The sequence below is a fragment of the Streptomyces sp. NPDC031670 genome, assembly GCF_055580545.1.
Map to the genome: position 1 here is coordinate 1 of NZ_JBVILC010000017.1, position 21758 is coordinate 21758.

23 protein-coding genes are annotated in these 21758 nt (G+C 71.8%); 12 read left to right on the forward strand and 11 right to left on the reverse strand.

Annotated elements, in window-relative coordinates; genetic code table 11:
- Positions 1-93: biotin carboxylase N-terminal domain-containing protein (locus ACZ5ID_RS27260; protein ID WP_280842533.1), on the reverse strand; the 93-nt coding region annotated here is incomplete at its 3' end.
- A 382-nt stretch (positions 94-475) separates the two neighbouring features.
- Here ACZ5ID_RS27260 and ACZ5ID_RS27265 point away from each other — a divergent pair.
- Complete coding sequence (locus ACZ5ID_RS27265; RefSeq protein ID WP_468902977.1) at positions 476-949, forward strand: hypothetical protein; 474 nt, start codon at positions 476-478, stop codon at positions 947-949.
- 21 nt (positions 950-970) lie between these two features.
- Here ACZ5ID_RS27265 and ACZ5ID_RS27270 read toward each other — a convergent pair whose 3' ends face one another.
- The 4 genes from ACZ5ID_RS27270 to ACZ5ID_RS27285 form a co-directional block, all read right to left on the reverse strand.
- Positions 971-1591, reverse strand: a complete 621-nt coding sequence (locus tag ACZ5ID_RS27270; RefSeq protein ID WP_468902979.1) for a Maf family protein — start codon at positions 1589-1591, stop codon at positions 971-973.
- A 12-nt stretch (positions 1592-1603) separates the two neighbouring features.
- A complete protein-coding gene (mmpB, locus tag ACZ5ID_RS27275) occupies positions 1604-1732 on the reverse strand; it encodes a morphogenic membrane protein MmpB (RefSeq protein WP_358837859.1) in 129 nt (42 codons plus the stop codon).
- Between the two features lie 98 nt (positions 1733-1830).
- Positions 1831-2037, reverse strand: coding sequence for an acyl-CoA carboxylase epsilon subunit (locus ACZ5ID_RS27280; RefSeq protein ID WP_406555131.1), 207 nt, complete (start codon positions 2035-2037; stop codon positions 1831-1833).
- Between the two features lie 17 nt (positions 2038-2054).
- Positions 2055-3656, reverse strand: a complete 1602-nt coding sequence (locus ACZ5ID_RS27285; RefSeq protein ID WP_468902983.1) for an acyl-CoA carboxylase subunit beta — start codon at positions 3654-3656, stop codon at positions 2055-2057.
- A gap of 136 nt (positions 3657-3792) precedes the next feature.
- On the opposite strand from ACZ5ID_RS27285, the gene ACZ5ID_RS27290 reads away from it, so the two are divergent.
- The 5 genes from ACZ5ID_RS27290 to hutH all read left to right on the forward strand — a co-directional run bounded on the left by ACZ5ID_RS27290 (position 3793) and on the right by hutH (position 10173).
- Positions 3793-4653, forward strand: a complete 861-nt coding sequence (locus ACZ5ID_RS27290) for a biotin--[acetyl-CoA-carboxylase] ligase (protein WP_468902985.1) — start codon at positions 3793-3795, stop codon at positions 4651-4653.
- Positions 4654-4825: 172 nt separating this feature from the next.
- Positions 4826-5983: an adenylate/guanylate cyclase domain-containing protein gene (locus ACZ5ID_RS27295; RefSeq protein ID WP_406555128.1), complete on the forward strand. Its 1158-nt coding sequence runs from the start codon at positions 4826-4828 to the stop codon at positions 5981-5983.
- A 75-nt stretch (positions 5984-6058) separates the two neighbouring features.
- Positions 6059-6859: an enoyl-CoA hydratase/isomerase family protein gene (locus tag ACZ5ID_RS27300; protein ID WP_468902987.1), complete on the forward strand. Its 801-nt coding sequence runs from the start codon at positions 6059-6061 to the stop codon at positions 6857-6859.
- A 106-nt stretch (positions 6860-6965) separates the two neighbouring features.
- The gene (locus tag ACZ5ID_RS27305) at positions 6966-8126 is read left to right on the forward strand and encodes a GGDEF domain-containing protein (protein WP_468902989.1); all 1161 of its coding nucleotides are present in this window, start codon (positions 6966-6968) and stop codon (positions 8124-8126) included.
- A gap of 505 nt (positions 8127-8631) precedes the next feature.
- The gene (hutH, locus tag ACZ5ID_RS27310) at positions 8632-10173 is read left to right on the forward strand and encodes a histidine ammonia-lyase (RefSeq protein WP_468903236.1); all 1542 of its coding nucleotides are present in this window, start codon (positions 8632-8634) and stop codon (positions 10171-10173) included.
- Between the two features lie 96 nt (positions 10174-10269).
- Here the strand turns inward: hutH and ACZ5ID_RS27315 are convergent, their stop codons facing one another.
- On the reverse strand, positions 10270-10590 hold the full coding sequence (locus tag ACZ5ID_RS27315) for a hypothetical protein (protein WP_468902992.1): 321 nt from the start codon (positions 10588-10590) through the stop codon (positions 10270-10272).
- Between the two features lie 108 nt (positions 10591-10698).
- Between ACZ5ID_RS27315 and ACZ5ID_RS27320 the strand changes: the two genes are divergently transcribed.
- The 4 genes from ACZ5ID_RS27320 (at position 10699) to ACZ5ID_RS27335 (ending at position 14807) form a co-directional block, all read left to right on the forward strand.
- Positions 10699-11049, forward strand: a complete 351-nt coding sequence (locus ACZ5ID_RS27320) for a hypothetical protein (RefSeq protein ID WP_468902994.1) — start codon at positions 10699-10701, stop codon at positions 11047-11049.
- A gap of 127 nt (positions 11050-11176) precedes the next feature.
- Positions 11177-12442 (forward strand): L,D-transpeptidase, encoded by a 1266-nt coding sequence (locus ACZ5ID_RS27325; protein WP_406556080.1) that lies wholly within the window; start codon positions 11177-11179, stop codon positions 12440-12442.
- 181 nt (positions 12443-12623) lie between these two features.
- A complete protein-coding gene (locus ACZ5ID_RS27330) occupies positions 12624-14072 on the forward strand; it encodes an ABC transporter permease (protein WP_468902996.1) in 1449 nt (482 codons plus the stop codon).
- Between the two features lie 51 nt (positions 14073-14123).
- Positions 14124-14807, forward strand: a complete 684-nt coding sequence (locus ACZ5ID_RS27335) for an ABC transporter ATP-binding protein (protein WP_468902998.1) — start codon at positions 14124-14126, stop codon at positions 14805-14807.
- A 9-nt stretch (positions 14808-14816) separates the two neighbouring features.
- Here ACZ5ID_RS27335 and ACZ5ID_RS27340 read toward each other — a convergent pair whose 3' ends face one another.
- Positions 14817-15725 (reverse strand): helix-turn-helix domain-containing protein, encoded by a 909-nt coding sequence (locus ACZ5ID_RS27340; RefSeq protein WP_468903000.1) that lies wholly within the window; start codon positions 15723-15725, stop codon positions 14817-14819.
- Between the two features lie 148 nt (positions 15726-15873).
- Between ACZ5ID_RS27340 and ACZ5ID_RS27345 the strand changes: the two genes are divergently transcribed.
- Positions 15874-16911 (forward strand): NAD(P)-dependent alcohol dehydrogenase, encoded by a 1038-nt coding sequence (locus tag ACZ5ID_RS27345; protein WP_406556865.1) that lies wholly within the window; start codon positions 15874-15876, stop codon positions 16909-16911.
- Positions 16912-17102: 191 nt separating this feature from the next.
- Positions 17103-17465: a DUF1330 domain-containing protein gene (locus ACZ5ID_RS27350; protein WP_468903004.1), complete on the forward strand. Its 363-nt coding sequence runs from the start codon at positions 17103-17105 to the stop codon at positions 17463-17465.
- A gap of 66 nt (positions 17466-17531) precedes the next feature.
- On the opposite strand, the gene ACZ5ID_RS27355 is transcribed toward ACZ5ID_RS27350, so the two are convergent.
- The 4 genes from ACZ5ID_RS27355 to ACZ5ID_RS27370 all read right to left on the reverse strand — a co-directional run bounded on the left by ACZ5ID_RS27355 (position 17532) and on the right by ACZ5ID_RS27370 (position 21187).
- Complete coding sequence (locus tag ACZ5ID_RS27355) at positions 17532-19220, reverse strand: hypothetical protein (RefSeq protein WP_468903007.1); 1689 nt, start codon at positions 19218-19220, stop codon at positions 17532-17534.
- A 446-nt stretch (positions 19221-19666) separates the two neighbouring features.
- Positions 19667-20503 (reverse strand): helix-turn-helix domain-containing protein, encoded by an 837-nt coding sequence (locus tag ACZ5ID_RS27360; RefSeq protein ID WP_468903238.1) that lies wholly within the window; start codon positions 20501-20503, stop codon positions 19667-19669.
- The gene (locus tag ACZ5ID_RS27365; RefSeq protein ID WP_468903009.1) at positions 20485-20994 is read right to left on the reverse strand and encodes a DUF6879 family protein; all 510 of its coding nucleotides are present in this window, start codon (positions 20992-20994) and stop codon (positions 20485-20487) included. Before ACZ5ID_RS27365 ends, ACZ5ID_RS27360 begins: the two co-directional genes overlap by 19 nt.
- Positions 20981-21187, reverse strand: a complete 207-nt coding sequence (locus tag ACZ5ID_RS27370) for a hypothetical protein (RefSeq protein ID WP_468903012.1) — start codon at positions 21185-21187, stop codon at positions 20981-20983. Before ACZ5ID_RS27370 ends, ACZ5ID_RS27365 begins: the two co-directional genes overlap by 14 nt.
- Between the last annotated feature and the right edge of the window lie 571 nt (positions 21188-21758).

Sequence of the window (21758 nt, forward strand, 5' to 3'; positions counted from 1 at the left end):
GTAGACGGCTACGCTGGCGATCCCGGCGTCCCGACACGCCCGGGCAACGCGGACAGCGATTTCGCCACGGTTGGCGATGAGCACCTTGCGCACGATGGCTCCCTCCTTGAAAACAAGCTGAGTTTAGGGAAGCCGTACACCGGCCCACGACCCGTCCCCCGTGGTGAGGTTGCCCACACGGAGTGTGACGCGCGGCTCGCTCATGTCGCGAAATCCCTTGTCGCACCACGGTACGCCGGGTCCCTGCCCGGCACATTAGCCTTCTGGTGTGGTCAAGGTCTCTGTCCCGAAGGCCAGGGGGCCCCTCACATTCTTTGTGGAGTCCCTACGAATGGCCGAATGAATCTTTGCCACCGGAAGATCGTGGCCCCGGCGTTGTCAGGACCCTTGCCCAAGGGTTTACCGGTGAGTAGCGTTCGGTTGTCAGACGTACTACCGGTAACAGGGGCTGGGTGCGAACGAGGGGTGGTGCGCCGTGGCGCGCAGAGCGTTGGCCGTGGTGGCCGCGATCGTTCTTCTGGGCGAGGCCGTCGGCTTCGTGCTGGTGAACTGGTTCCTCGGACGCGTGGTGCACCAGCAGAACATGTCCCTGGGCGGGATCGACTCGGGCACCATGTCGACCACCACGTACGTCATGGGCGGGGTCTTCGGCCTCTACCTGGCCGTGTGCGGCGCCGTCCTGCTGTTCACCGGCGTACGCGACCGCGCGCCCGGCCGGCTCGGGCGCATCCTGCTCATCACCTGCGCGGTGGTGCACGGCGTGCTGGGCGCGCTGACGGTCGGTCTGATGGGCTGGGCCGCGTTCGCCTTCATGATGCTGGTCCTGGCGCTCGTCGTACTGACCCTGCTGATGTACGCGGCGCCCCCGCTGCCGGCGGAGCCGGAGGACGGGGAGCCCGTCGAGGCCCCGCCCGGCAAGGGGACCCCGCCGGAGCCCGCCGCGGCCTGAGCGCGTCGCCGCGAGTCCCCGCTACCGGTCCGCCCAGAGGTCCGTGATCGCGATGTCCAGCTCCGCGAGCAGCGTGCGCAGCAGCGGCAGGGAGAGACCGATGACGTTGCCCGGATCGCCGTCGATGCCGTTCACGAACGGGGCCGAGCGGCCGTCCAGGGTGAACGCGCCCGCCACGTGAAGGGGTTCGCCGCTCGCCACGTACGCGGCCACCTCCGCGTCGCTGGGCTCGCCGAAGCGGACCGTGGTGGACGCGGTGGCCGAGGCGCGGCGGCCGTTCGCCGTGTCGATCACGCAGTGGCCCGTCCGCAGCACGCCGGAGCGCCCGCGCATGGACTTCCAGCGGGCCGTGGCCTCCTCGGCGTCGGCGGGCTTGCCCAGCGCCTCGCCGTCCAGCTCCAGGACCGAGTCGCAGCCGATGAGCAGCGCCCCGGCGGCCTCCGGGCGGGCGGCCACCGCGTCGGCCTTGGCCTCGGCGAGGACCAGGGCGAGTTCGCCGGGGGTGGGGGCGGTGAGGGCGTCCTCGTCGACCCCGCTGACGATGACCTCCGGCGCGAGACCGGCCTGGCGCAGCAGACCGAGGCGGGCGGGGGAGGCGGAGGCGAGGACCAGGCGGCGTGCGGGGGCAGTCATACGGGTCATCGTAGACAGCGCTCAGCGGATGCTGACGACGAACATCGCCAGCACCATCAGCAGCGCGAGGACCAGGCCCGCGCGGCGCATCTTCGCCTGCGCCTCGCGCAGTTCCTCAGGCGGCTCGTTCTTCGGGTCGGACCACAGCATGCCTTCGATACTGCGGCCGGAACCGGCCGGGCGCCTGAGTACGGGTACTCAAGGCGGGCCGCCCCCGTACGTACGGAGGCGGCCCGCTCCGAAGGGGCCTAGGCCGGCCAGTAGGTGCGCGCCCAGGAGCGCGGACCCGGGCGGGGCACCGGGTGGCGGGCGATGCGCGCCGGGTCGGACCAGTCCTCGGGGGGCAGCGGCGCGCCGGACGGCACAGAGGCTGTCGCCGCGGCGCGCGCGCGGACCACCGCCAGTGCGGCGGCCAGCTCCTCCGGAGTGGGGTTGCCCCGTACGACCTTGATCATGACCGCTCCTTGGGGGCCTAGAGGGGGATGTTGCCGTGCTTCTTGGGGGGAAGGGTTTCCCGCTTCGTCCGCAGCTGACGCAGACCCCGCACGACATGGGCACGGGTCTCGGACGGCATGATCACGGCGTCCACGTAGCCGCGCTCGGCCGCGACGTACGGGTTGAGGAGCGTGTCCTCGTACTCCGAGATCAGCCGGGCGCGGGTCGCCTCCGCCTCCTCGGCGTCAGCGGCGGCGGCGATCGTGCGCCGGTGCAGGATGTTGACCGCGCCCTGCGCCCCCATCACCGCGATCTGCGCGGTCGGCCAGGCCACGTTGAGGTCGGCGCCCAGGTGCTTGGAGCCCATGACGTCGTACGCGCCGCCGAACGCCTTGCGGGTGATGACCGTGATCAGCGGGACGGTCGCCTCGGCGTACGCGTAGATCAGCTTGGCGCCGCGCCGGATGATGCCGCCGTACTCCTGGTCCACGCCCGGCAGGAAGCCCGGCACGTCCACGAAGGTGATCACCGGCACGTTGAAGGCGTCGCAGGTCCGCACGAAACGAGCGGCCTTCTCCGAGGCGTTGATGTCCAGACAGCCCGCGAACTGCATCGGCTGGTTGGCGACGATGCCGACCGGATAGCCCTCCACGCGCCCGAACCCGGTGATGATGTTCGGCGCGAACAGCGCCTGCGTCTCCAGGAACTCGCCGTCGTCGAGGACGTGCTCGATGGCCGTGTGCATGTCGTACGGCTGGTTCGCGGAGTCCGGGATGAGCGTGTCCAGCTCCCGGTCGGAGTCCGAGACCTCCAGGTCGGCCTCCTCGGGGAAGGCCGGGGCCTCGCTCAGGTTGTTCGAAGGCAGGTAGGAGAGCAGCGACTTGACGTACTCGATGGCGTCCTTCTCGTCGCCCGCCATGTGGTGCGCCACACCCGAGGTGGTGTTGTGGGTGCGCGCGCCGCCCAGCTCCTCGAAGCCCACGTCCTCGCCGGTGACCGTCTTGATGACGTCCGGTCCTGTGATGAACATGTGCGAGGTCTGGTCGACCATCACCGTGAAGTCCGTGATGGCGGGCGAGTAGACCGCGCCACCCGCGCAGGGGCCGACGATCAGCGAGATCTGCGGGACCACACCCGAGGCGTGCACGTTGCGGCGGAAGATCTCGGCGAACAGGCCGAGCGCGACCACACCCTCCTGGATACGGGCGCCGCCGCCGTCGTTGATGCCGATGACCGGGCAGCCGGTCTTCAGCGCGAAGTCCATGACCTTGACGATCTTCTCGCCGTAGACCTCGCCGAGCGAGCCGCCGAAGATGGTGAAGTCCTGGGAGTAGACGCACACCGGACGTCCGTCGACCGTGCCGTAGCCGGTGACGACACCGTCTCCGTACGGACGGTTCTTCTCGATGCCGAAGTTGGTCGAGCGGTGCCGGGCGAACTCGTCGAGCTCGACGAAGGACCCCTCGTCGAGGAGCAGGTCGACCCGCTCACGCGCGGTCAACTTGCCCTTGGCGTGCTGCTTTTCCACAGCGCGCTCGGAGCCGGCGTGCGTGGCCTCCCCGATGCGGCGCTGCAGATCCGCGAGCTTGCCCGCGGTCGTGTGGATGTCAGTCACTTCTTGCTGCTCCGGCTCGGACATCGGGACGCGGCTCCCTGCCTGGTCACGGGTTTTCGGCTGGCTACTGACTCGTAGGGTAGTGGCGCGCCTACCGTTCGGCAGTGCGTCGTTTGCCACACTGGGGTGCGCTTGCGCCCGCGCGCCTAACCTGGGCCGTATGACGCCCCAGGACGCATCCCGAAGCCGCTGGTCCGACCTCGACCGGCCGCCACTCAACGCCTCCGCGCTGCGCCACGCCCTCGTGCGGCCCGGCGCCCTGTGGACCTCTCTGGAGGTGGTCGGGGCGACCGGCTCGACCAACTCCGACCTGACCGCACGGGCCGACGAGCTGCCCGAGGGCGCGGTGCTGGTCGCCGAGGAGCAGACCGCCGGGCGCGGACGGCTGGACCGCAGCTGGTCGGCGCCGCCCCGCTCGGGCCTGTTCTTCTCGGTGCTGCTGCGGCCCGGTGCGGGCGTCCCGATGGAGCGCTGGGGCTGGCTGCCGCTGCTCACCGGGGTGGCGGTGGCCACCGGCCTGTCCCGCGCCGGCGGCGTCGACACCGCGCTGAAGTGGCCCAACGACCTGCTGGTCACGGTCGGCGGCGAGGAGCGCAAGGCGGGCGGGATCCTGGCCGAGCGGGCGGGCCGGGACGCGGTGGTGGTCGGCATCGGCCTCAACGTCACCCTGCGCGCCGACGAACTCCCGGTGCCCGCCGCCGGGTCGCTGGCGCTGGCCGACGCGGTCTCGACCGACCGCGAGACCCTGCTGCGCGCCGTGCTGCGCTCCTTGGAGCAGTGGTACGTGGACTGGCGCGAGGCGGGCGGCGACCCGGCCGCCACCCGGCTCCAGGAGACCTACGCGGCGGGCTGCGCCACGCTCGGCCGTACCGTGCGCGCCGAGCTCCCGGGCGACCGCGCCCTGACCGGCGAGGCGGTCGCGGTGGACGGGGACGGGCGTCTGGTGCTGGCCACCGAGGAGGGCGTGCGCGAGCCGGTGGCGGCGGGCGACATCGTCCACCTGCGCCCGGCGGCGGGCTGAGGAAGCGCGCTCCGGCAACGCCCCGCGCGCGCTCCCCGGACCCCCTTGCACCGCCTCGGGGGACAAGGCAACGGGTGCGGCGACGTGAGCTACGGCACACCTGCCGTATCGTGGAGCCCGATCCAGCGACAGATCGGCAGGGAATGCGCAGGGAACGGGCAGGAGGCGGCTGGTGACCGTCGACGACACGCAGTCCGGCGAGGGTGACGGCCCCCACTCGGAGCCGGCGCCCTCCGCCTACCCGACCCCGCACCACGTCGTGGACCACACCGCCGAGCCCACCGCCGATCCGCTCGCCATCCGTCTGGAGCAGCTGATCCTGGGCGCGGACCGGCGGTACACGCCGTTCCAGGCCGCCCGGACCGCCGGTGTCTCCATGGAGCTGGCCTCGCGGTTCTGGCGGGCCATGGGCTTCGCCGACATCGGGCAGGCCAAGGCGCTCACCGAGGCCGACGTGCTGGCCCTGCGCCGGCTGGCCGGTCTGGTCGAGGCGGGGCTGCTCAGCGAGCCCATGGCGGTCCAGGTGGCCCGCTCCACCGGGCAGACCACCGCCCGGCTGGCCGAATGGCAGATCGATTCCTTCCTGGAGGGCCTGACCGAGCCGCCCGAGCCCGGCATGACCCGTACGGAGGTCACGTACCCGCTGGTCGAGCTGCTCCTGCCGGAGCTGGAGGAGTTCCTCGTCTATGTGTGGCGGCGCCAGCTGGCCGCCGCCACCGGGCGCGTGGTGCAGGCCGCCGACGACGAGGAGATGGTGGACCGGCGCCTGGCCGTCGGCTTCGCCGACCTCGTCGGGTTCACCCGGCTGACCCGGCGCCTGGAGGAGGAGGAGCTCGGCGAGCTCGTCGAGGCCTTCGAGACGACCGCCGCCGACCTGGTCGCCGCGCACGGCGGCCGGCTCATCAAGACGCTGGGCGACGAGGTCCTGTTCGCGGCCGACGACGCCGGGACGGCCGCGGAGATATCGCTCCGGCTGATCGAGACCATGGGCCACGATGAGACGATGCCGGCGCTGCGCGTGGGCATCGCCTTCGGCACGGTCACCACCCGGATGGGCGATGTGTTCGGTACGACCGTGAACCTGGCCAGCAGGCTCACCTCGATAGCGCCCAAGGACTCGGTGCTGGTCGACGGCGCCTTCGCGGAGGAGCTGGCGCGTACGGGCGACGCGCCGGTCTCCGAGACACAGGCGGCGGAGGAGGCGGCGCGGGCCGAGAAGGAGGGCGAGGAGCCCCCCAAGTACCGCTTCGCGCTCCAGCCCATGTGGCAGCGGCCGGTGCGCGGGCTCGGCGTGGTCGAGCCGTGGATGCTGCACCGCCGGGGCGGATAGCCGCCCTTACGGGGCGCGCGCCTCCCTGCCTAAGATCCCGACGTAACGTTCGTTAACGTCGTTCGGGAGGGTCTCATGGGCACGGATGAGCAGCGGTACGGGGAGTTCGTCGGCGTCAGGCGGCACGGTCACGTCGCCGAGCTGGTCCTCGACCGGCCCAAGGCGATGAACGCCGTGTCCACGGAGATGGCCCGCTCGATCGCCGCCGCCTGCGACGCGCTCGCGGCCGACCCCTCCGTCCGCGCGACCGTGCTGACCTCCACGCACGAGCGGGCCTTCTGCGTGGGCGCCGACCTCAAGGAGCGCAACTCCTTCACCGACGCCGAGCTGGTGCGCCAGCGACCCACCGCGCGCGCCTGCTACACCGGCGTCCTGGAGCTGCCCATGCCGACGGTGGCCGCCGTGCACGGCTTCGCGCTCGGCGGCGGGTTCGAGCTGGCGCTCGCCTGCGACCTGATCGTGGCGGACGCGACGGCCGTCGTCGGCCTGCCGGAGGTCTCGGTCGGTGTCATCCCCGGCGGCGGCGGTACGCAGCTGCTGCCCCGGCGCGTGGGGGCGGCGCGGGCCGCCGAACTGGTCTTCACCGCACGGCGGGTGGAGGCCGCCGAGGCGCGCGAGCTGAACCTCGTCGACGTGCTGGTGGACGCGGGTGAGGACCGTACGAGTGCGCTGGAGCTGGCCGGGCGGATCGCGGCGAACTCGCCGGTCGGGCTGCGGGCCGCCAAGCGGGCCATGCGCCTCGGTCACGGGCTCGACCTGCGCGCCGGGCTGGAGGTCGAGGACGCGGCGTGGCGGTCCGTGGCGTTCTCCGGGGACCGGGCGGAGGGTGTCGCGGCCTTCAACGAGAAGCGGAAGCCGCAGTGGCCGGGGGAGTGAGAGCGGCGCCGTCCCGGGTACATGGAGTGCTCGACCTTGATCGAATGTGATCGATCTGGCCCAGCCTAACTGATCAAACCGGGGCAAACCTCCCTAAGCTGGAGGGATGCGCGGTGAGGGTGAGGGTGTGGGCGGGACCGAGGACGCACGGCTGCGGGCGGTGGTGTCGCTGGCGCAGGCCATGGCCGCGGCCCACACCCCGCGCGAGTCCTGGCGGGCGGCGGCGCTCGGCGCGCGGGACGCGCTCGGCGGCAGCTTCGCCGCGCTCTCCACGTGGGAGCGGGAGCTCGGGCGGCTGCGGGTGCTGGTGAACGCGGGCGAACGGGCGGCGGGGGAGGAGGAGTTCCCCGAGGACGAGACGTATCCGGTCCACCAGTTCCCGGAGATCACCGAGTTCCTGCACGAGCGGTGGGCGGGCGGGGGCGAGCCCAACGCGTGGGTGGAGACCGCGGCCGGGCCCGACGACTCGGCGGGCTACTGCCATGAGCGCGTCACCGCCCTGCGCCGGCGCGGGCGCGGCTGCTGTGTGGTGGCGCCGATCGTCCTGCACGGGCGGGCGTGGGGCGAGCTGTATGTGGCCCGGCCGGTGGGCGCGCCGGTCTTCGGTGCCTCCGACGCGGACTTCGCCACCGTGCTGGCGTCCGTGGCGGCGGCCGGGATCGCCCAGACGGAACGCCTGGAGGAGGTCCGCCGCCTCGCCTTCACCGACCCGCTGACGGGTCTGGCCAACCGGCGGGCGGTGGATGTACGCCTCGACGAGGCGATCGAGGCGCACCGGCGGGACGGCTCGGTGGTGAGCCTGGTGGTGTGCGACCTGAACGGGCTGAAGCGGGTCAACGACACTCGGGGGCACGCGGTGGGGGACCGGCTGCTGGAGCGCTTCGGCTCGGTGCTGTCGCTGTGCGGCGCGATACTGCCGGGCGCGCTCGCCGCGCGGCTCGGGGGCGACGAGTTCTGCCTCCTCTCGATGGGGCCGCAGGCGGACGAGGTGGTCGAGGTGGCGTCCGAACTGTGCCTGCGGGCGGGGGAGTTGGAGCTCGGGGACGGGGTGGCGTGCGGGGTCGCCTCCACGGGCGACCCCATCGGCCAGGTCCGCTCGGCCCGCCGCCTGTTCCGTCTGGCGGACGCGGCGCAGTACCGGGCGAAGGCGGCCCGCTCGGCGACACCGGTGGTGGCGGGGCGGGACGGGGCCGTGGTGCAGCTCGCGGATACGGCGGGGCCGGAGCGGGGGGAGCGGCGGCGCTTCCGTGGCCGCGGGACGGGCTGAGACCCCAGTGGCCGCACCCCCGGGACCCCCGCGCCCTTGCCCCCGGACCCTGATTCGGTTGCCGACCGGGAGGCCCCGCGCCCCGTGTTCGTCCGCGGCCCGGCGGGGGCTGGTCGCGCAGTTCCCCGCGCCCCTTGAGGGGGCCTGCGCCCCTTTGTTCGTCTGCGGCGCAGTGGGGGCTGGTCGCGCAGTTCCCCGCGCCCCTGAAAGGGGCCTGCGGCCCCCCAGGCGCCGGACGAGCTGCACGTACCCTCGCCAGAGGCCCGGACCACCCAGGGGCGCGGGGAACTGCGCGAGCAACCCCCACGCACCCGCAGACGAACCCCGGGCCGATAAGGGGCGCGGGGAACTGCGCGAGCAACCCCCACGCACCCGCAGACGAACTCCGGGCCGGGGAACTGCGCGACCGGCGCCCCCACGCACCCGCAGACGAACCCCGGGCCCGCCCCGCGAGGCCCCCCTAGTGACACGCACCGATTCAATCCGTACGCTGCTGAATATGGATATGCACACTGTCGTGGTGGGGACGTCCGGGACGACCCCGGAGGACGTCGTCGCCGTCGCTCGCCGCAACGCCAGGGTCGAGCTCTCGGCCGACGCTCTCGACGCCCTCGCCAGAGCCCGCGGGATCGTGGACGCCCTGGCCGCCAAGCCGGAGCCCGTCTACGGCGTCTCCACCGGGTTCGGCGCCCTCGCCACCCGGCACATCAGCCCCGACCTGCGCGCCCAGCTCCAGCGCAACATCGTGCGCTCGCACGCCGCCGGCATGGGCCCGCGCGTGGAGCGCGAGGTCGTCCGCGCGCTGATGTTCCTGCGGCTGAAGACCGTCGCCTCCGGTCACACCGGCGTACGTCCGTCCGTCGCGCAGACCATGGCGGACATCCTGAACGCCGGGATCACCCCCGTCGTCCACGAGTACGGCTCGCTCGGCTGCTCCGGCGACCTCGCGCCGCTCTCGCACTGTGCCATGACCCTGATGGGCGAGGGCGACGCGGAGGGCCCCGACGGAGTCGTCCGGCCCGCCGGGGAGCTGCTCGCCGAGGCCGGCATCGAGCCCGTCGAGCTGCGCGAGAAGGAGGGCCTGGCCCTCCTCAACGGCACCGACGGCATGCTCGGCATGCTGATCATGGCCCTCGCGGACCTCAAGAAGCTCTACACCTCCGCCGACATCACCGCCGCGCTCTCCCTGGAGGCGCTGCTCGGCACCGCCAAGGTCCTCGCCCCCGAGCTGCACGCGATCCGCCCGCACCCGGGCCAGGGGGCCTCCGCCGCCAACATGCTCGCCGTGCTGAAGGGTTCCGGTCTGACCGGGCACTTCCAGGAGGACGAGGCCCCGCGCGTCCAGGACGCGTACTCGGTGCGCTGCGCCCCGCAGGTCGCCGGCGCCGGCCGCGACACCATCGCGTACGCGCTCACCGTCGCCGAGCGCGAGCTCGCCTCCGCGGTCGACAACCCCGTGGTCCTGCCGGACGGCCGCGTGGAGTCCAACGGCAACTTCCACGGCGCCCCGGTCGCCTACGTCCTGGACTTCCTCGCGATCGCCGCCGCCGACCTCGGCTCCATCGCCGAGCGCCGCACCGACCGCCTGCTCGACAAGAACCGCTCGCACGGCCTGCCGCCGTTCCTCGCGGACGACGCCGGTGTCGACTCCGGCCTGATGATCGCCCAGTACACGCAGGCCGCCCTGGTCAGCGAGATGAAGCGGCTGGCCGTCCCGGCCTCCGCCGACTCCATCCCGTCCTCCGCCATGCAGGAGGACCACGTCTCCATGGGCTGGTCGGCCGCCCGCAAACTGCGGACCGCGATCGACAACCTGACGCGCATCATCGCCGTCGAGCTGTACGCGGCGACCCGGGGCATCGAGCTGCGCCACGGCCTCACCCCCGCGCCCGCCTCGGAGGCGGCCATCCGCGCGGCCCGGGAAGTCGGTGTCGGCGGTCCCGGCCCGGACCGTTTCCTCGCCCCCGACCTGGCCGCCGCCGACGCGTTCGTACGCTCCGGGCAGCTGGTCGCGGCCGTCGAGACGGTCACCGGTCCGCTGGCCTGACAGCCGCGCGGTACATGTGAAGGGGCGCCCGGGAATTTCCCGGGCGCCCCTTCGTGTACGCGTACTTCTGTTTCGAACGGACCCGTTCCGAGGGATTCAGTACTGCTGGCGCGCCCTGCGCACCGAGAAGGCGACGAACCCCGCCCCCAGGCCCAGGAAGGCCGTACCGCCGAAGAGGTAGGGGGACGTGTCCACCGTGCCCGTGTCGGCGAGGGCGGGCCCCGTCTGCGGGCCCGGCGCGGCGCCCGGCGTGGTGCCCGGCGCGGTGGCGGGCACGGCCCGGGGACCGGCCGCCGAACGGGACGGGGCCGGCTGTGGCTTCTCGTCCGTGGCGTTGGCGGACGGGACGAACCACAGAGCGCAGAGCAGCGAGCCCGCGGCGGTGGCGGTGAGCAGAGGCCGGCGAGCGACGGACACCTGGTCGATCCCCCTTGTAGTACGGCGAATTGGTGGTGTGCGTCGATGCTAGTGAAAGCAGCGGGTCGCAGGAAAGTCGCGGAGGTCGCGAGCCCTACGCTCCGACGCATGACGACCGAAGAGACACCACGCTATGTCCGTCTCCGGGTGGATTTGGTACTGGAGATCGACGACCCGGAGGCGCTGACCGGCGCGGCCCTGGAGCGCATCGCGGCGGACGAGCTCCTTCCGGATCAGGAACGCGCGCATGCCCGGTCCGCCGTACGGGAAGACGAGGCGGAGGCCCTGGCGTATCTGGTCGACCCCTTCGACCTGGTGGCCGAGGTGCCGGGGGTCGAGCTCGCACAGGCCTCCTGGAGCAGCGAGGAGGTCGAGTACGACCCCGACGACGAGGACTGGGACCTCGACGAGGAAGATGAGAGCGACGAGGAGGACGAGGACGAGGGCACGCGCCCTTGACCTCCGGGGGGCCGCGCGGGGGCCGGGTTTGTCCGGACCGGGTGGTGTTTCCCACACCTCACGCGGAAGGGGAACCACAGCTTCAGTGGCTATGTTGTTCAGTCGATGGCCTGGGGGACCGGCAACGATGGAGAAGCGTGTGATAACGGAGAGTAAGCGGCGCAAGGGTCTTGTGGCCGCGTCCGCGGTGCTCGGCGGTGTACTGCTGCTGTCGGCCTGCAACGACGGCGGCAAGGGCGGGGGCAGCGCCGACGCCTCGAAGTCGTCGCAGTCCCAGGTCGACAAGGCGGCCGAGAAGGACACCTCCGACGCGAAGATCACCATCACGCCCAAGAACGGCGCCGACAACGTCGGCATCAACAACGACACCAAGGTGTCGGTGGTCGACGGCAAGCTCACCTCGGTGGTCATGACGTCCGCCGAGGGCACCCCGGTCCCGGGGAAGATATCCGCGGACGGGCTGAGCTGGGTGCCGGACAAGCAGCTGAAGCGCTCGGCCAAGTACCGGATCACGGCGACCGCGCAGGACGCCAAGGGCCGTCAGGCGCACGAGAACACCGCGTTCGCGACCGTCTCGCCCGCCAACAGCTTCGTCGGCAACTTCACGCCCGAGTCCGGCTCCACGGTCGGCGTGGGCATGCCGGTGTCGGTGACCTTCGACAAGGCGGTCACCAACAAGAAGGACGTGCAGTCCCACATCTCGGTGACCTCCAGCAGCGGCCAGCAGGTCGTCGGGCACTGGTTCGGCGCCCAGCGCCTGGACTTCCGCCCGCAGGACTACTGGAAGTCCGGCTCGACCGTGACCATGAAGCTCGACCTCGACGGCGTCGAGGCCAAGCCGGGCGTCACCGGCGTCCAGGAGAAGACGGTCACCTTCAAGATCGGCCGCAACCAGGTCTCCACGGTCGACGCCAAGACCCACCAGATGACCGTCACCCAGGACGGCAGGACCGTCAAGACGATCCCGATCTCGGCGGGCGCGCCCGACCACAAGACGTACAACGGCACCATGGTGATCTCCGAGAAGTTCAAGGAGACCCGGATGAACGGCGCCACCGTCGGCTTCACGGACGGCGACGGCAAGGGCGAGTACGACATCAAGGACGTCCCGCACGCCATGCGCCTGTCGGCCTCGGGCACCTTCATCCACGGCAACTACTGGGGCGACAAGTCCATCTTCGGCAGCGTCAACACCAGCCACGGCTGCGTCGGCCTGTCCGACACCAAGGGCGCGGGCGACCCGAACACCGCCGCCGCCTGGTTCTACGAGCACTCCATCGTCGGTGACGTGGTCGTCGTCAAGAACACCGGCGACAAGACCATCACGCCCGACAACGGCTTCAGCGACTGGAACATGAGCTGGGCGGCCTGGCAGGCCGGCTCCGCCGCCTGATCCCGTCCCGTACCGGTTCGCACGGCCCCGGTACGACACCGCTACGACACCGTTACGACGCTGTACGACCGCGTACGACGGCAATGGCCGCGCCCGGACCCCGGGCGCGGCCCTTCGCGTTCTCATGGCACTCTCATCGTGGTCTCAAGCCACCATCACCGGGCCCCTCTAGCTTCGCGCCATGTTCTTCACCTACCTCCGGCGTGAGCTGCGCCGCCGCAGAAAGGCGGCGCTGGTCGTCGCCTCGGGGCTCGCCCTCGGTATCGCGCTGGTCATCGTGGTCAGCTCGGTGTCGGCCGGCATGACCCGGGCGCAGGGCAAGGTCCTGCAGTCGCTGTACGGCCTCGGCACCGACATGACGGTCACCAAGGCCGCGGCCCCGCCCGGAACCTCGCAGGAGGACCGCCGGCGCTTCAAGTTCGACGCCAGGGGCAGCGGGGAGAGCGGCACCCAGTCCGGCGACCGGGTGATGGTCCAGGGCTTCCAGACCCTCGCCTCCTCCACCGTCGGCCAGGTCGGCGGGCAGAGCGGGGTGGCGGACGCCGTCGGCGGACTCAACCTGACCGTGCTGAAGGTCGACGGCCAATTCACCCGCGGCGAGTTCAAGCAGTTCCGCCAGCAGCAGCGGCGCGAACGGGGCGGCGGCGGGGGCGGCCCGCAGGGCGAGGTGCAGGGCGGCGGCGCCTCCTTCGACGTCAACTCCTTCACGGTCTACGGCACGGACGTCACCAAGCAGCGGCTCGGCCCGCTCACCACCTCCCGGATCACCTCCGGCCGTACCTTCCGTACCGACGAGAGCACCGCCCCGGTCGCGGTGCTCGACAGCGCGTACGCCAAGGAGAAGAAGCTCGCCCCCGGCGGCAGCATCACCGTCTCCGCCACCAGGTTCACGGTCATCGGACTCGCCACGGCCGACAGCGGGGAGGCCGCCGCCAACGTCTATCTGCCGCTCGCGCGGGCGCAGACGCTCGCCGGAGCCAAGGACAAGGTCACCACGGTCTACGTCAAGGCCGCCGACTCGCAGAAGATCGCCGCGGTGAAGTCCGCCATCCAGAAGAACGTCCCCGGCACCACGGTGACCACCTCCGCCGACCTAGCCGACACCGTCTCGGGCTCCCTGGCCACCGCCACCGGCCTCGCCTCCAGCGTCGGCAGATGGCTCTCCTACGCCGTGCTGGCCGCCGCCTTCCTGGTGGCGGGGCTGCTCACCTCCTCGGCGGTCGGCCGCCGGGTGCGGGAGTTCGGCACGCTCAAGGCGCTCGGCTGGAAGAGCGGCCGGGTCACCCGCCAGGTCGTCGGAGAAGCCCTGGTCAACGGGCTGATGGGCGGCGTGCTCGGGATCGCCCTGGGGGTGGCGGGCGCCTACGCCGTCACCGCGATCAGCCCGACGCTCACCGCGAAGCTGGGCGGCGCCGGCGGGGGCGGCAACGGGGGCTTCGGAGGCGGCGGCGGGTTCGGGCGCCGCTCGGCGGCCAAGGCCGTCGACATAGCCCTGACCGCGCCGGTCTCCCTCACCACCGTCGGCCTCGCCGTGGCCCTCGCGGTCGCGGGCGGTCTCGTCGCGGGCGGCTTCGGCGGCTGGCGCGCCTCCCGGCTGCGCCCCGCCGACGCCCTGCGCCGAGTCGCCTGACCGCCGCGCATCGCCCACTCACGTACGTACGAAAGGAGGTGACCCCGGGTCATGTATGAACTCAGCGGCGTCACCAAGCGGTACCAGCGGGGCAAGGACACCGTCGACGCGCTCACCGGAGTCGATCTGACCATCGAGGACGGCGGCCGTCTGGTCATCCAGGGCCCCACCGGCGGCGGCAAGTCCACCCTGCTCCAGATGCTCGGCGGCCTCGACCGGCCGACCCGGGGCAGCGTCGTCCTGGACGGCCTCGACCTGGCGAGCCTGCCCGAGGCGCGGCTCACCAAGGTGCGGGCCGAGTCCATCGGCTTCGTCTTCCAGAGCTTCAACCTCATCCCCACGCTCACCGCCCAGGAGAACGTCGAGACCGCGCTCGTCCCGCTCGGCCTCTCCGCCGCCGACCGGCGCGAACGCGCCGCCGACGCGCTGGTCTCGGTGGGCCTGGGCGAACGCCTGGCCCATCTGCCCGGTGAGATGTCCGGCGGTCAGCAGCAGCGCGTCGCCATCGCCCGCGCGGTCGTCAAACGCCCCAAGGTCCTGCTCGCCGACGAGCCCACCGGCAACCTAGACGAGGACATGCGCGACGAGATCATGGAGGTCCTGGAGGGCCTGTGGAAGGAGCACGGGCTGACCTTCGTCATGGTCACCCATGACACCGCCCTGGCCCGCCGCGCGCCGCGCATCGCCGTCATCCGCAAGGGACAGGTGACGATCACGGAGAACGCGGCGGCATGAGCCCCCCGGTCACGGGGAGCGCGTCGGAGGAGTGACGGGAGCCGGGCGGCCACCGGGGGCCGAGGCGTCCGGGTCCGGAGCGGCGGCCCAGCTCGCCAGCAGCCGCAGCGAGTCGGCCGAGGGCGAGCCCGGCTCCGCGTAGTACGTCACGAGCGACAGATCGTGCTCCTCGGGCAGCTTCAGCGTCTCGTACGACAGCGTCAGCTCGCCCACCAGCGGGTGGTGCAGCCGTTTGGTGCCGTGGCCCTTCTGGCGGACGGTGTGGGCGGCCCACAGCGTACGGAACTCGTCGCTCTTCACCGACAGCTCGCCCACCAGCGCCGTCAGCAGCGGATCGTCCGGGTAGCAGCCCGCGCACAGCCGCAGCACGCCGACCACCTCGGCCGCCTTGTCCTCCCACTCCAGGTACCGCTCGCGGGCGACCGGGTCGAGGAAGATGTGGCGGGCGAGGTTGCGCTCCTCCGCCGGGAGCGAGACGAAGTCACCGATCAGGGCGGCGGCCATCCGGTTCCAGGCCAGCAGGTCCAGCCGGCGGCCCAGGACGTACGCGGGCACCGAGTCCATGGAGTCGATCAGATGCCTCAGCTGCGGCCTGAGCTGCACCTGGCGGGAGAGCCCGGCCTTCTTCTTCTTGGCCGCGGTCGGCTTGGCCAGATGCGTCAGGTGCTGCTGCTCGGCGTCGGTCAGCCGCAGCGCCCGCGCGATGGCGTCGAGCACCTCGGCCGACACGTTCTGCCCGTTCCCCTGCTCAAGGCGGGTGTAGTACGCCACCGAAACCCCGGCCAGCTGGGCCAGCTCCTCCCGGCGCAGCCCCGGCACCCGGCGGTGGCGCCCGAAGTCGGGCAGGCCCACATCGCCCGGCTTGAGCCGGGCCCGGCGGGAGCGGAGGAATTCGCTGAGTTCGGCACGCTGGTCCATGACACCCAAGTATCCGCCGTCGTACGACCGTGAGCCTGACCCTGCCAGTGGTACGCACAGCGGACGTACGAAGGACAGGGGGGTGGGTGGCACGCGAAAGCTGGGGCACCTTGGTGGACGTACCCGACAAGCCCGAGGAGTCAAGGCAATGACCACCGTCGCCGCCTACGCCGTCCCCGCCGCCAAGGCGCCGCTGGAGCGCACCACCATCGAGCGCCGCGCCGTCGGCCCGCACGACATCCTGATCGAGATCAAGTACGCCGGCATCTGCCACTCCGACATCCACCAGGCCCGCGAGGGCTGGGGCGAGGCCATCTTCCCGATGGTCCCCGGCCACGAGATCGCCGGTGTGGTCACCGAGGTGGGCTCCGGCGTCACCAAGTACACCGTGGGCGACCGGGTCGGCGTCGGCTGCTTCGTCGACTCCTGCGGCGAGTGCGAGCAGTGCGCGGCCGGGCAGGAGCAGTTCTGCGCCCGCGCCGTGGGCACGTACAACGCCGTCGGACACGACGGCGAGCCCACCTACGGCGGCTACTCCACCCACGTCGTGGTCAGCGAGCGCTTCGCCGTCCGTATCCCCGACGCCCTCGCGCTCGACGTGGCCGCGCCGCTGCTCTGCGCCGGGATCACCCTGTACTCGCCGCTCAAGCGCTGGCAGGCGGGCCCCGGCAAGAAGGTCGCGATCCTGGGCCTGGGCGGCCTCGGCCACATGGGCGTCAAGATCGCGCACGCGCTCGGCGCCGAGGTGACCGTGCTCAGCCAGACGCTGCGCAAGCAGGAGGACGGGCTGAAGCTGGGCGCGGACCACTTCCACGCCACCAGCGACCCGGAGACCTTCACCAAGCTCGCGGGCTCCCTGGACCTGATCGTCTCGACGGTCTCGGCCCCGCTGGACCTCGGCGCCTACCTCTCGCTCCTGAAGCCCGGCGGCGCGCTGGTGAACGTCGGCGCCCCCGAGGAGCCGAACTCGCTCAACATGTTCGGCCTCATCGGCGGCAACAAGATCCTCGCCGGTTCGATGATCGGCGGCATCGCGGAGACCCAGGAGATGCTGGACTTCTGCGCCGAGCACGGCCTGGGCGCGGAGATCGAGGTGATCCGCGCGGAGCAGGTGAACGAGGCGTACGAGCGGGTGCTGGCCAGCGATGTGCGGTACCGGTTCGTGATCGACACGGCGACGATCTGAGACGGGCGGGCTCGGGCGCGGGCTCGGGTGCGGGTCCGGACGCGGGCTTGGGTCCGGGTGCGGGCGATGTGAGCGAGGCGGCGGGTCGGCCGGTCGATTACTTCCCCGGTAATCGACCGACCGGCCCGCCCCCGGCAGGATCAGGGCATCGGTACCGATCCCGGTACCCGTTCCCCCTGCCGGAGGCCGCCATGACCGCGTACGCGATAGCCCATCTGCGCCCCACCGACGGCCCCGTCCACGAGGACGTGCTCGTCTACATGGAGCGCATCCAGGAGACCCTGGACCCCTTCGGCGGCCGGTTCCTGGTCCACGGGACGACTCCGGAGGTACGCGAGGGCAGCTGGCCGGGAAACCTGGTCATGATCGCGTTCCCGACCCTGTCCGAGGCCCGTGCCTGGTACGACTCTCCCGCCTACCGGTCCCTGGCCCCGCTCCGCACGAACCACGTCCCCGGCGACCTGATCCTCGTGGACGGCGTCCCCGCGCACTACGAGGCGGCGAGGACGGCGGGGCGGTACAGGGAGGCGGGAGCGGGGGTGGCGGCGGACTGAGGGGCGTGTCCCCGGACGGCCCGCCCTCCCCGACGAACCACCGCGCCCCCTCACCCCCCGGGGCCGTCAACACCCTCCCCGGGGCCACCGGTACGCGGAATCCAACCGGTACACCCCCGCCCGCGGCACGGCGATCCGCACGAACTCCCCGTCCCGCGCGAGACACGCGCCCCCGTCCGCCCGAAGCCACGGCGAGTACGCGATCCGCACGGTCGCGGACCCCGCCCGGGGCATCCGCACCACCAACGACGCGTCGTCCCCCCGCACCACCACCCCCGGCGCCGACACCAGCGGCACGGCTCCCCGTACCCGGTACACCGTCCAGTGCGCGTCCCCCCACACCCGCTCCAGCCACTCCGGCTCCCCGCGGACCAGCGCCGCCTCCGCCGTGGCGGGTCCGTCCGGCAGGCCGTCGTGGAGCACGACGAACCCGACGGCCCACCGGTTCAGCCACGCCCGGTACGTGGCGGCCGAGAACGAGCCGTCGTAGAACAGCCGCCCCCGCTCCACGTCCAACTGCCGGTTCCAGCCGCGCGCGTTGGCGACGTACGCCGGGAGCACCGCCGCCTCGCGGTGGTTGCGGGCGGGCACCACCTCCACCCGCGTCCGGTCCGCGCCGAGCCGGCGCAGCTCATCGACGAGCCCGTCGGTCTCCGCCGCCCACGCGGGCGTGGCGGTGGACACCCGGATGTCGTCGAGCGTCTTGTCCCGCAGCCAGTTGACGGAGACGAGCAGGACCGCCACGAGCACGACCCGCCGCACCTTGTCGAGCCCGGGCGCGAGGACCGCGGCGAGCAGCACGGGCGGCCCGGCGAGCCCGAGGAGCCGCTCGACGTTGGTACCGACGGGCGAGGCCACGGCGTACGTGAGGACGACCCCCACCGCGTACACGGCCGACCCGAGGCGCACGACCCGCCATGTGCGCGAGGGTGGCGCGGCGAGCAGCAGCGCGGCGCAGACGGCGAGCGGCATCCACAACTTGCCTATCGCCATGGGCTGTTCGCCCTCGAAGGGGAAGAGGAGGGTGGTGGCGCCGACGACCGCGCACGGCGGCACGCCCAGGACGGCGGCCTTGCCCCACTGCCGGTCCAGCCCGTACGCGGCGGCCACCACGACCAGGAAGAGCCCGGCGACCGGACTGGCCATGGTCGCGAGAGCACTGCTCACACACGCGAGCACCAGCCTCACCCGAGAGCGCAGCTCCCCAGCGGGCCCCGGCGCACCCCGCCCGAGCCCCTGCACCAGCACGCATCCCGCCAGCGCGAAGACGACCCCGGTGGCGAAGGTCGTACGCCCCGACACGACGTTGCACCACAGCGCCAACGCCGCGAGCAGCGCGGGCCACACGCCCCGCCACGGCCCGTCCCCGCCGAACCGCCCGCCCTCCGCCCTTACGAAGAGCAGCGCCATCAGCCACGTACCGCACAGCCCCGCGGCGACCGACACCGCGCGCACCCCGAACGCCGCCATCAACCACGGCGTCAGCAGGCTGTAGTTGGCGGTGTGCGCGCCGCCGTACCAGGAGAGGTTGTAGGCCGAACCCGGATGCCGGGAGGCGAAGCCGGCCCAGGCGAGCTGAGCGGCGAGGTCCCCGCCCCCGGTGGCGAGGACCAGCGCCCAGACGACGTACAGCGGCAGGACCACGAGCGCCACGACCCCCGGCACACGCCAGACCGGCCGCCGCCACCTGCCACGCGGGGGCGAGGCGTCCGCACCCTCGGCGGCATCGGTCCGCAGGCTTTGACTGATGCCCATCCGCACACCCTACGGTCCCGTCTCACCCATGGCCCTGCCTGGCGGGACAGGGCAGGCCGGGAGAGGCACGGTTCGGAGAGCACGTCACGACGGCGACGGAGTGAAAGAGAACGGTTCCGCCCGTCTGTGTGAGGGCGGGGCCGTCGGTTCAGGTGGTGTGGTGGATCAGACGGAAGAGTCGAGGCGGGCGGGTCGATTGCCCGCGGCGTCCAGCTCGGCCGTGGTGAAGCGCAGTGGCTCGGCGAGCACCGCGCAGCCCCTCGGTGACCTGGTGTACGTGAGCAGCGGAGATCGAGCCCAGGTACCGCAGCACGGGGTGCTTCGAGGGAGGCAGAGCTGAACCCGGCAGGTCCATCGTGGTGCTGGGACTGCTCACGGGATCTCCTCTCTCGGGTGCCGGCACCGCTGATGCTTCACCCGCTGAGCAGTCGGCTCCAGGACCTTTCCTATTGCGGCAAGAATCCGTCCCGGACACCTTCGACCAGGGTCCTCATGGCATCGTCGTAGACCGCCACCGAGGCGAACCGTTCGAAGGTGTCGAGGTAGAGCTGTACGTCTTTCGGTTCGCGGGTGGTCACCTCGGAGTGGAAGGTTTCGACGATGACGAGCCGGTCGTCGTGGAGGCTGAAGCAGGTCATGGGGAAGTCGGGCATCCGGCGGTCGGACGGCACGACACCCAGCGAGACGTTGGGCAGCCGGGACACGGAGACGAGCCGGTCCAGCTGGAGTGCCATGACCACCGGCTCGCTGATGCGCCACCGGAGCGTGTGCTCACAGAGCAGGAAGCGGAAAGACCGCCCCGGTTCGTACAGGACGGATTGCCGTGCGAGTCGCGCCGCCACGGTCTTGGCCCTGGTCTCCTCCGGCAGGGCCGGAGGCAAGGAGAACACGGCGGAGGCGTACTCGGGTGTCTGGAGGAGTCCGGGGACGAGTTGGCCCTGGAAGAGCCTGAGCGTGGTGGTGCCGGCCTCTACGGCGCGGAGGGTCTTCTGGTGTTTCCACGGGCCCATGCGGCGTAGCAGGCGCCATGCAACGGCCTCGGTGGCTTCGGCGCGGGCTGCGGCGAGGAACTCCTCCCTGACCTCCTGACTCACGCCTATGGCGGTGAGGACCAGGTCCACGTCCCGGACCGACGGCCGTACCTTGCCGGTCTCGATCTTCGACAGCTTCCCCGCGGACATGGAAGCCCTTCGGGCCACCGAGTCACCCGTGAGTCCGGATGCGTCGCGCAGCGCCCGCAGGGCGTTCCCGATCGAGTCGGCGGTCAGTGGTGCCGCTCCCAGTAGTCCGCGAACGGCACCGCTTCCGCCACCGCACGGTCTCGGTAGTGCTGATACTCGGCAAGCCTGTGTGCGGGGAGCAGCTCCGCGCCGATGAACGCACCGTCTGGCGTGTAGTGCATCCGATACACCGACTGATCATCGAACAACCAGAAGTCGTGATCCGGCAGTCCGGTCACGGCCAGTTCGGAGAGGTCGATGATGCCGATGGATTCACCGGCCGTGATGTTGCCGGGGTAGGCGGCCAGTTCGTACCGGAGATAGTCGGTCAGCGGTGATCGGAGGACGTGGACACGAGAGACTTCCCTGCCCTTGTCGGTCATCGACCGGACCCACGGATTGTCGTCCCAGTCGGGGCCCATATCCCCACCCGCGAGGAAGCGTTCGAGCTCCTCGTGCTCGTCCTCGATGTCGTAGACGGCGAGCGTCTCCAGGCGGAAGGCGGTCCGCTCGAACGTCTGGAAGAGCCCGCCGAACTCCTCACCGCTGAGCACGGAAGTACTCCTCCAGGACGGCGACCGGCACCAGGACGGCGCTCTCCCCCTCGGGCAGATCGAGTTGGGCCAGTCGATCCGGGTCGGTGACCACGTACCCCTGGACCACGTAGTCCGTGCCCTCCTCGGTGCCCCACAGCGTCGGGCATGTCCCGTTCTTGCACTCCGGGCCACCGGACAGCTTCCGCAGCATCCTTGCCCCCACATGTCGGCGCAGGTGTGTCGGGTTCGATGCTCCCGAGGCGGTGAGGGAAGGGTCAAGAGGGTGATCTTTCCCCAACGGGAAAGGTGCGGGACTCGCCGATCCCCAGCACCTGTGAGGTTGCGGCATCCCCCTGAGGGCGCTGACGCGCCTGTACGCGGAAGCGGTGTACCGCTTCTTACCCGCCCGAGGACGGCGCCCCGGCGACACCGATCGAGCACGAGATCCCGGTCCCGCCGGTCCCGTCTGGACGGCCAGCGGCTCCGCCCGCAGCCCGCCCGAGGCCGAGAGACGTCGACCCGTCCGCTCAGGAGACACCCCGTACCTGCCGCCAGCAGCGCACGGTTCAACCGGTCGGCCGCTTCCGGCGCCTCCCGCCAGCCGGACAGGTAGTCCACCCCGGGCGACCACAGCCCGGCCTCCGCCTCCACTGCGTCCAGGCCGTCGTACAGACCCTCACCCTCCATGCCGTTCACGACAGTCCACCTCTGCCCAGTTTCAATGACACATGGTCAACTCCTTATGTGCCAGGACAGGAGTGCAGCACAGCGGCCCCGGATGC

Coding starts and splice junctions, on each gene's coding strand:
- ACZ5ID_RS27270 (WP_468902979.1), bottom strand. CDS start 1,591: ATGACCCGTATGACTGCCCCCGCACGCCGCCTGGTCCTCGCCTCCGCC.
- mmpB (WP_358837859.1), bottom strand. CDS start 1,732: ATGCTGTGGTCCGACCCGAAGAACGAGCCGCCTGAGGAACTGCGCGAG.
- ACZ5ID_RS27280 (WP_406555131.1), bottom strand. CDS start 2,037: ATGATCAAGGTCGTACGGGGCAACCCCACTCCGGAGGAGCTGGCCGCC.
- ACZ5ID_RS27285 (WP_468902983.1), bottom strand. CDS start 3,656: ATGTCCGAGCCGGAGCAGCAAGAAGTGACTGACATCCACACGACCGCG.
- ACZ5ID_RS27290 (WP_468902985.1), top strand. CDS start 3,793: ATGACGCCCCAGGACGCATCCCGAAGCCGCTGGTCCGACCTCGACCGG.
- ACZ5ID_RS27300 (WP_468902987.1), top strand. CDS start 6,059: ATGGGCACGGATGAGCAGCGGTACGGGGAGTTCGTCGGCGTCAGGCGG.
- ACZ5ID_RS27305 (WP_468902989.1), top strand. CDS start 6,966: ATGCGCGGTGAGGGTGAGGGTGTGGGCGGGACCGAGGACGCACGGCTG.
- hutH (WP_468903236.1), top strand. CDS start 8,632: ATGCACACTGTCGTGGTGGGGACGTCCGGGACGACCCCGGAGGACGTC.
- ACZ5ID_RS27320 (WP_468902994.1), top strand. CDS start 10,699: ATGACGACCGAAGAGACACCACGCTATGTCCGTCTCCGGGTGGATTTG.
- ACZ5ID_RS27325 (WP_406556080.1), top strand. CDS start 11,177: ATGGAGAAGCGTGTGATAACGGAGAGTAAGCGGCGCAAGGGTCTTGTG.
- ACZ5ID_RS27330 (WP_468902996.1), top strand. CDS start 12,624: ATGTTCTTCACCTACCTCCGGCGTGAGCTGCGCCGCCGCAGAAAGGCG.
- ACZ5ID_RS27335 (WP_468902998.1), top strand. CDS start 14,124: ATGTATGAACTCAGCGGCGTCACCAAGCGGTACCAGCGGGGCAAGGAC.
- ACZ5ID_RS27340 (WP_468903000.1), bottom strand. CDS start 15,725: ATGGACCAGCGTGCCGAACTCAGCGAATTCCTCCGCTCCCGCCGGGCC.
- ACZ5ID_RS27345 (WP_406556865.1), top strand. CDS start 15,874: ATGACCACCGTCGCCGCCTACGCCGTCCCCGCCGCCAAGGCGCCGCTG.
- ACZ5ID_RS27350 (WP_468903004.1), top strand. CDS start 17,103: ATGACCGCGTACGCGATAGCCCATCTGCGCCCCACCGACGGCCCCGTC.
- ACZ5ID_RS27355 (WP_468903007.1), bottom strand. CDS start 19,220: ATGGGCATCAGTCAAAGCCTGCGGACCGATGCCGCCGAGGGTGCGGAC.
- ACZ5ID_RS27370 (WP_468903012.1), bottom strand. CDS start 21,187: ATGCTGCGGAAGCTGTCCGGTGGCCCGGAGTGCAAGAACGGGACATGC.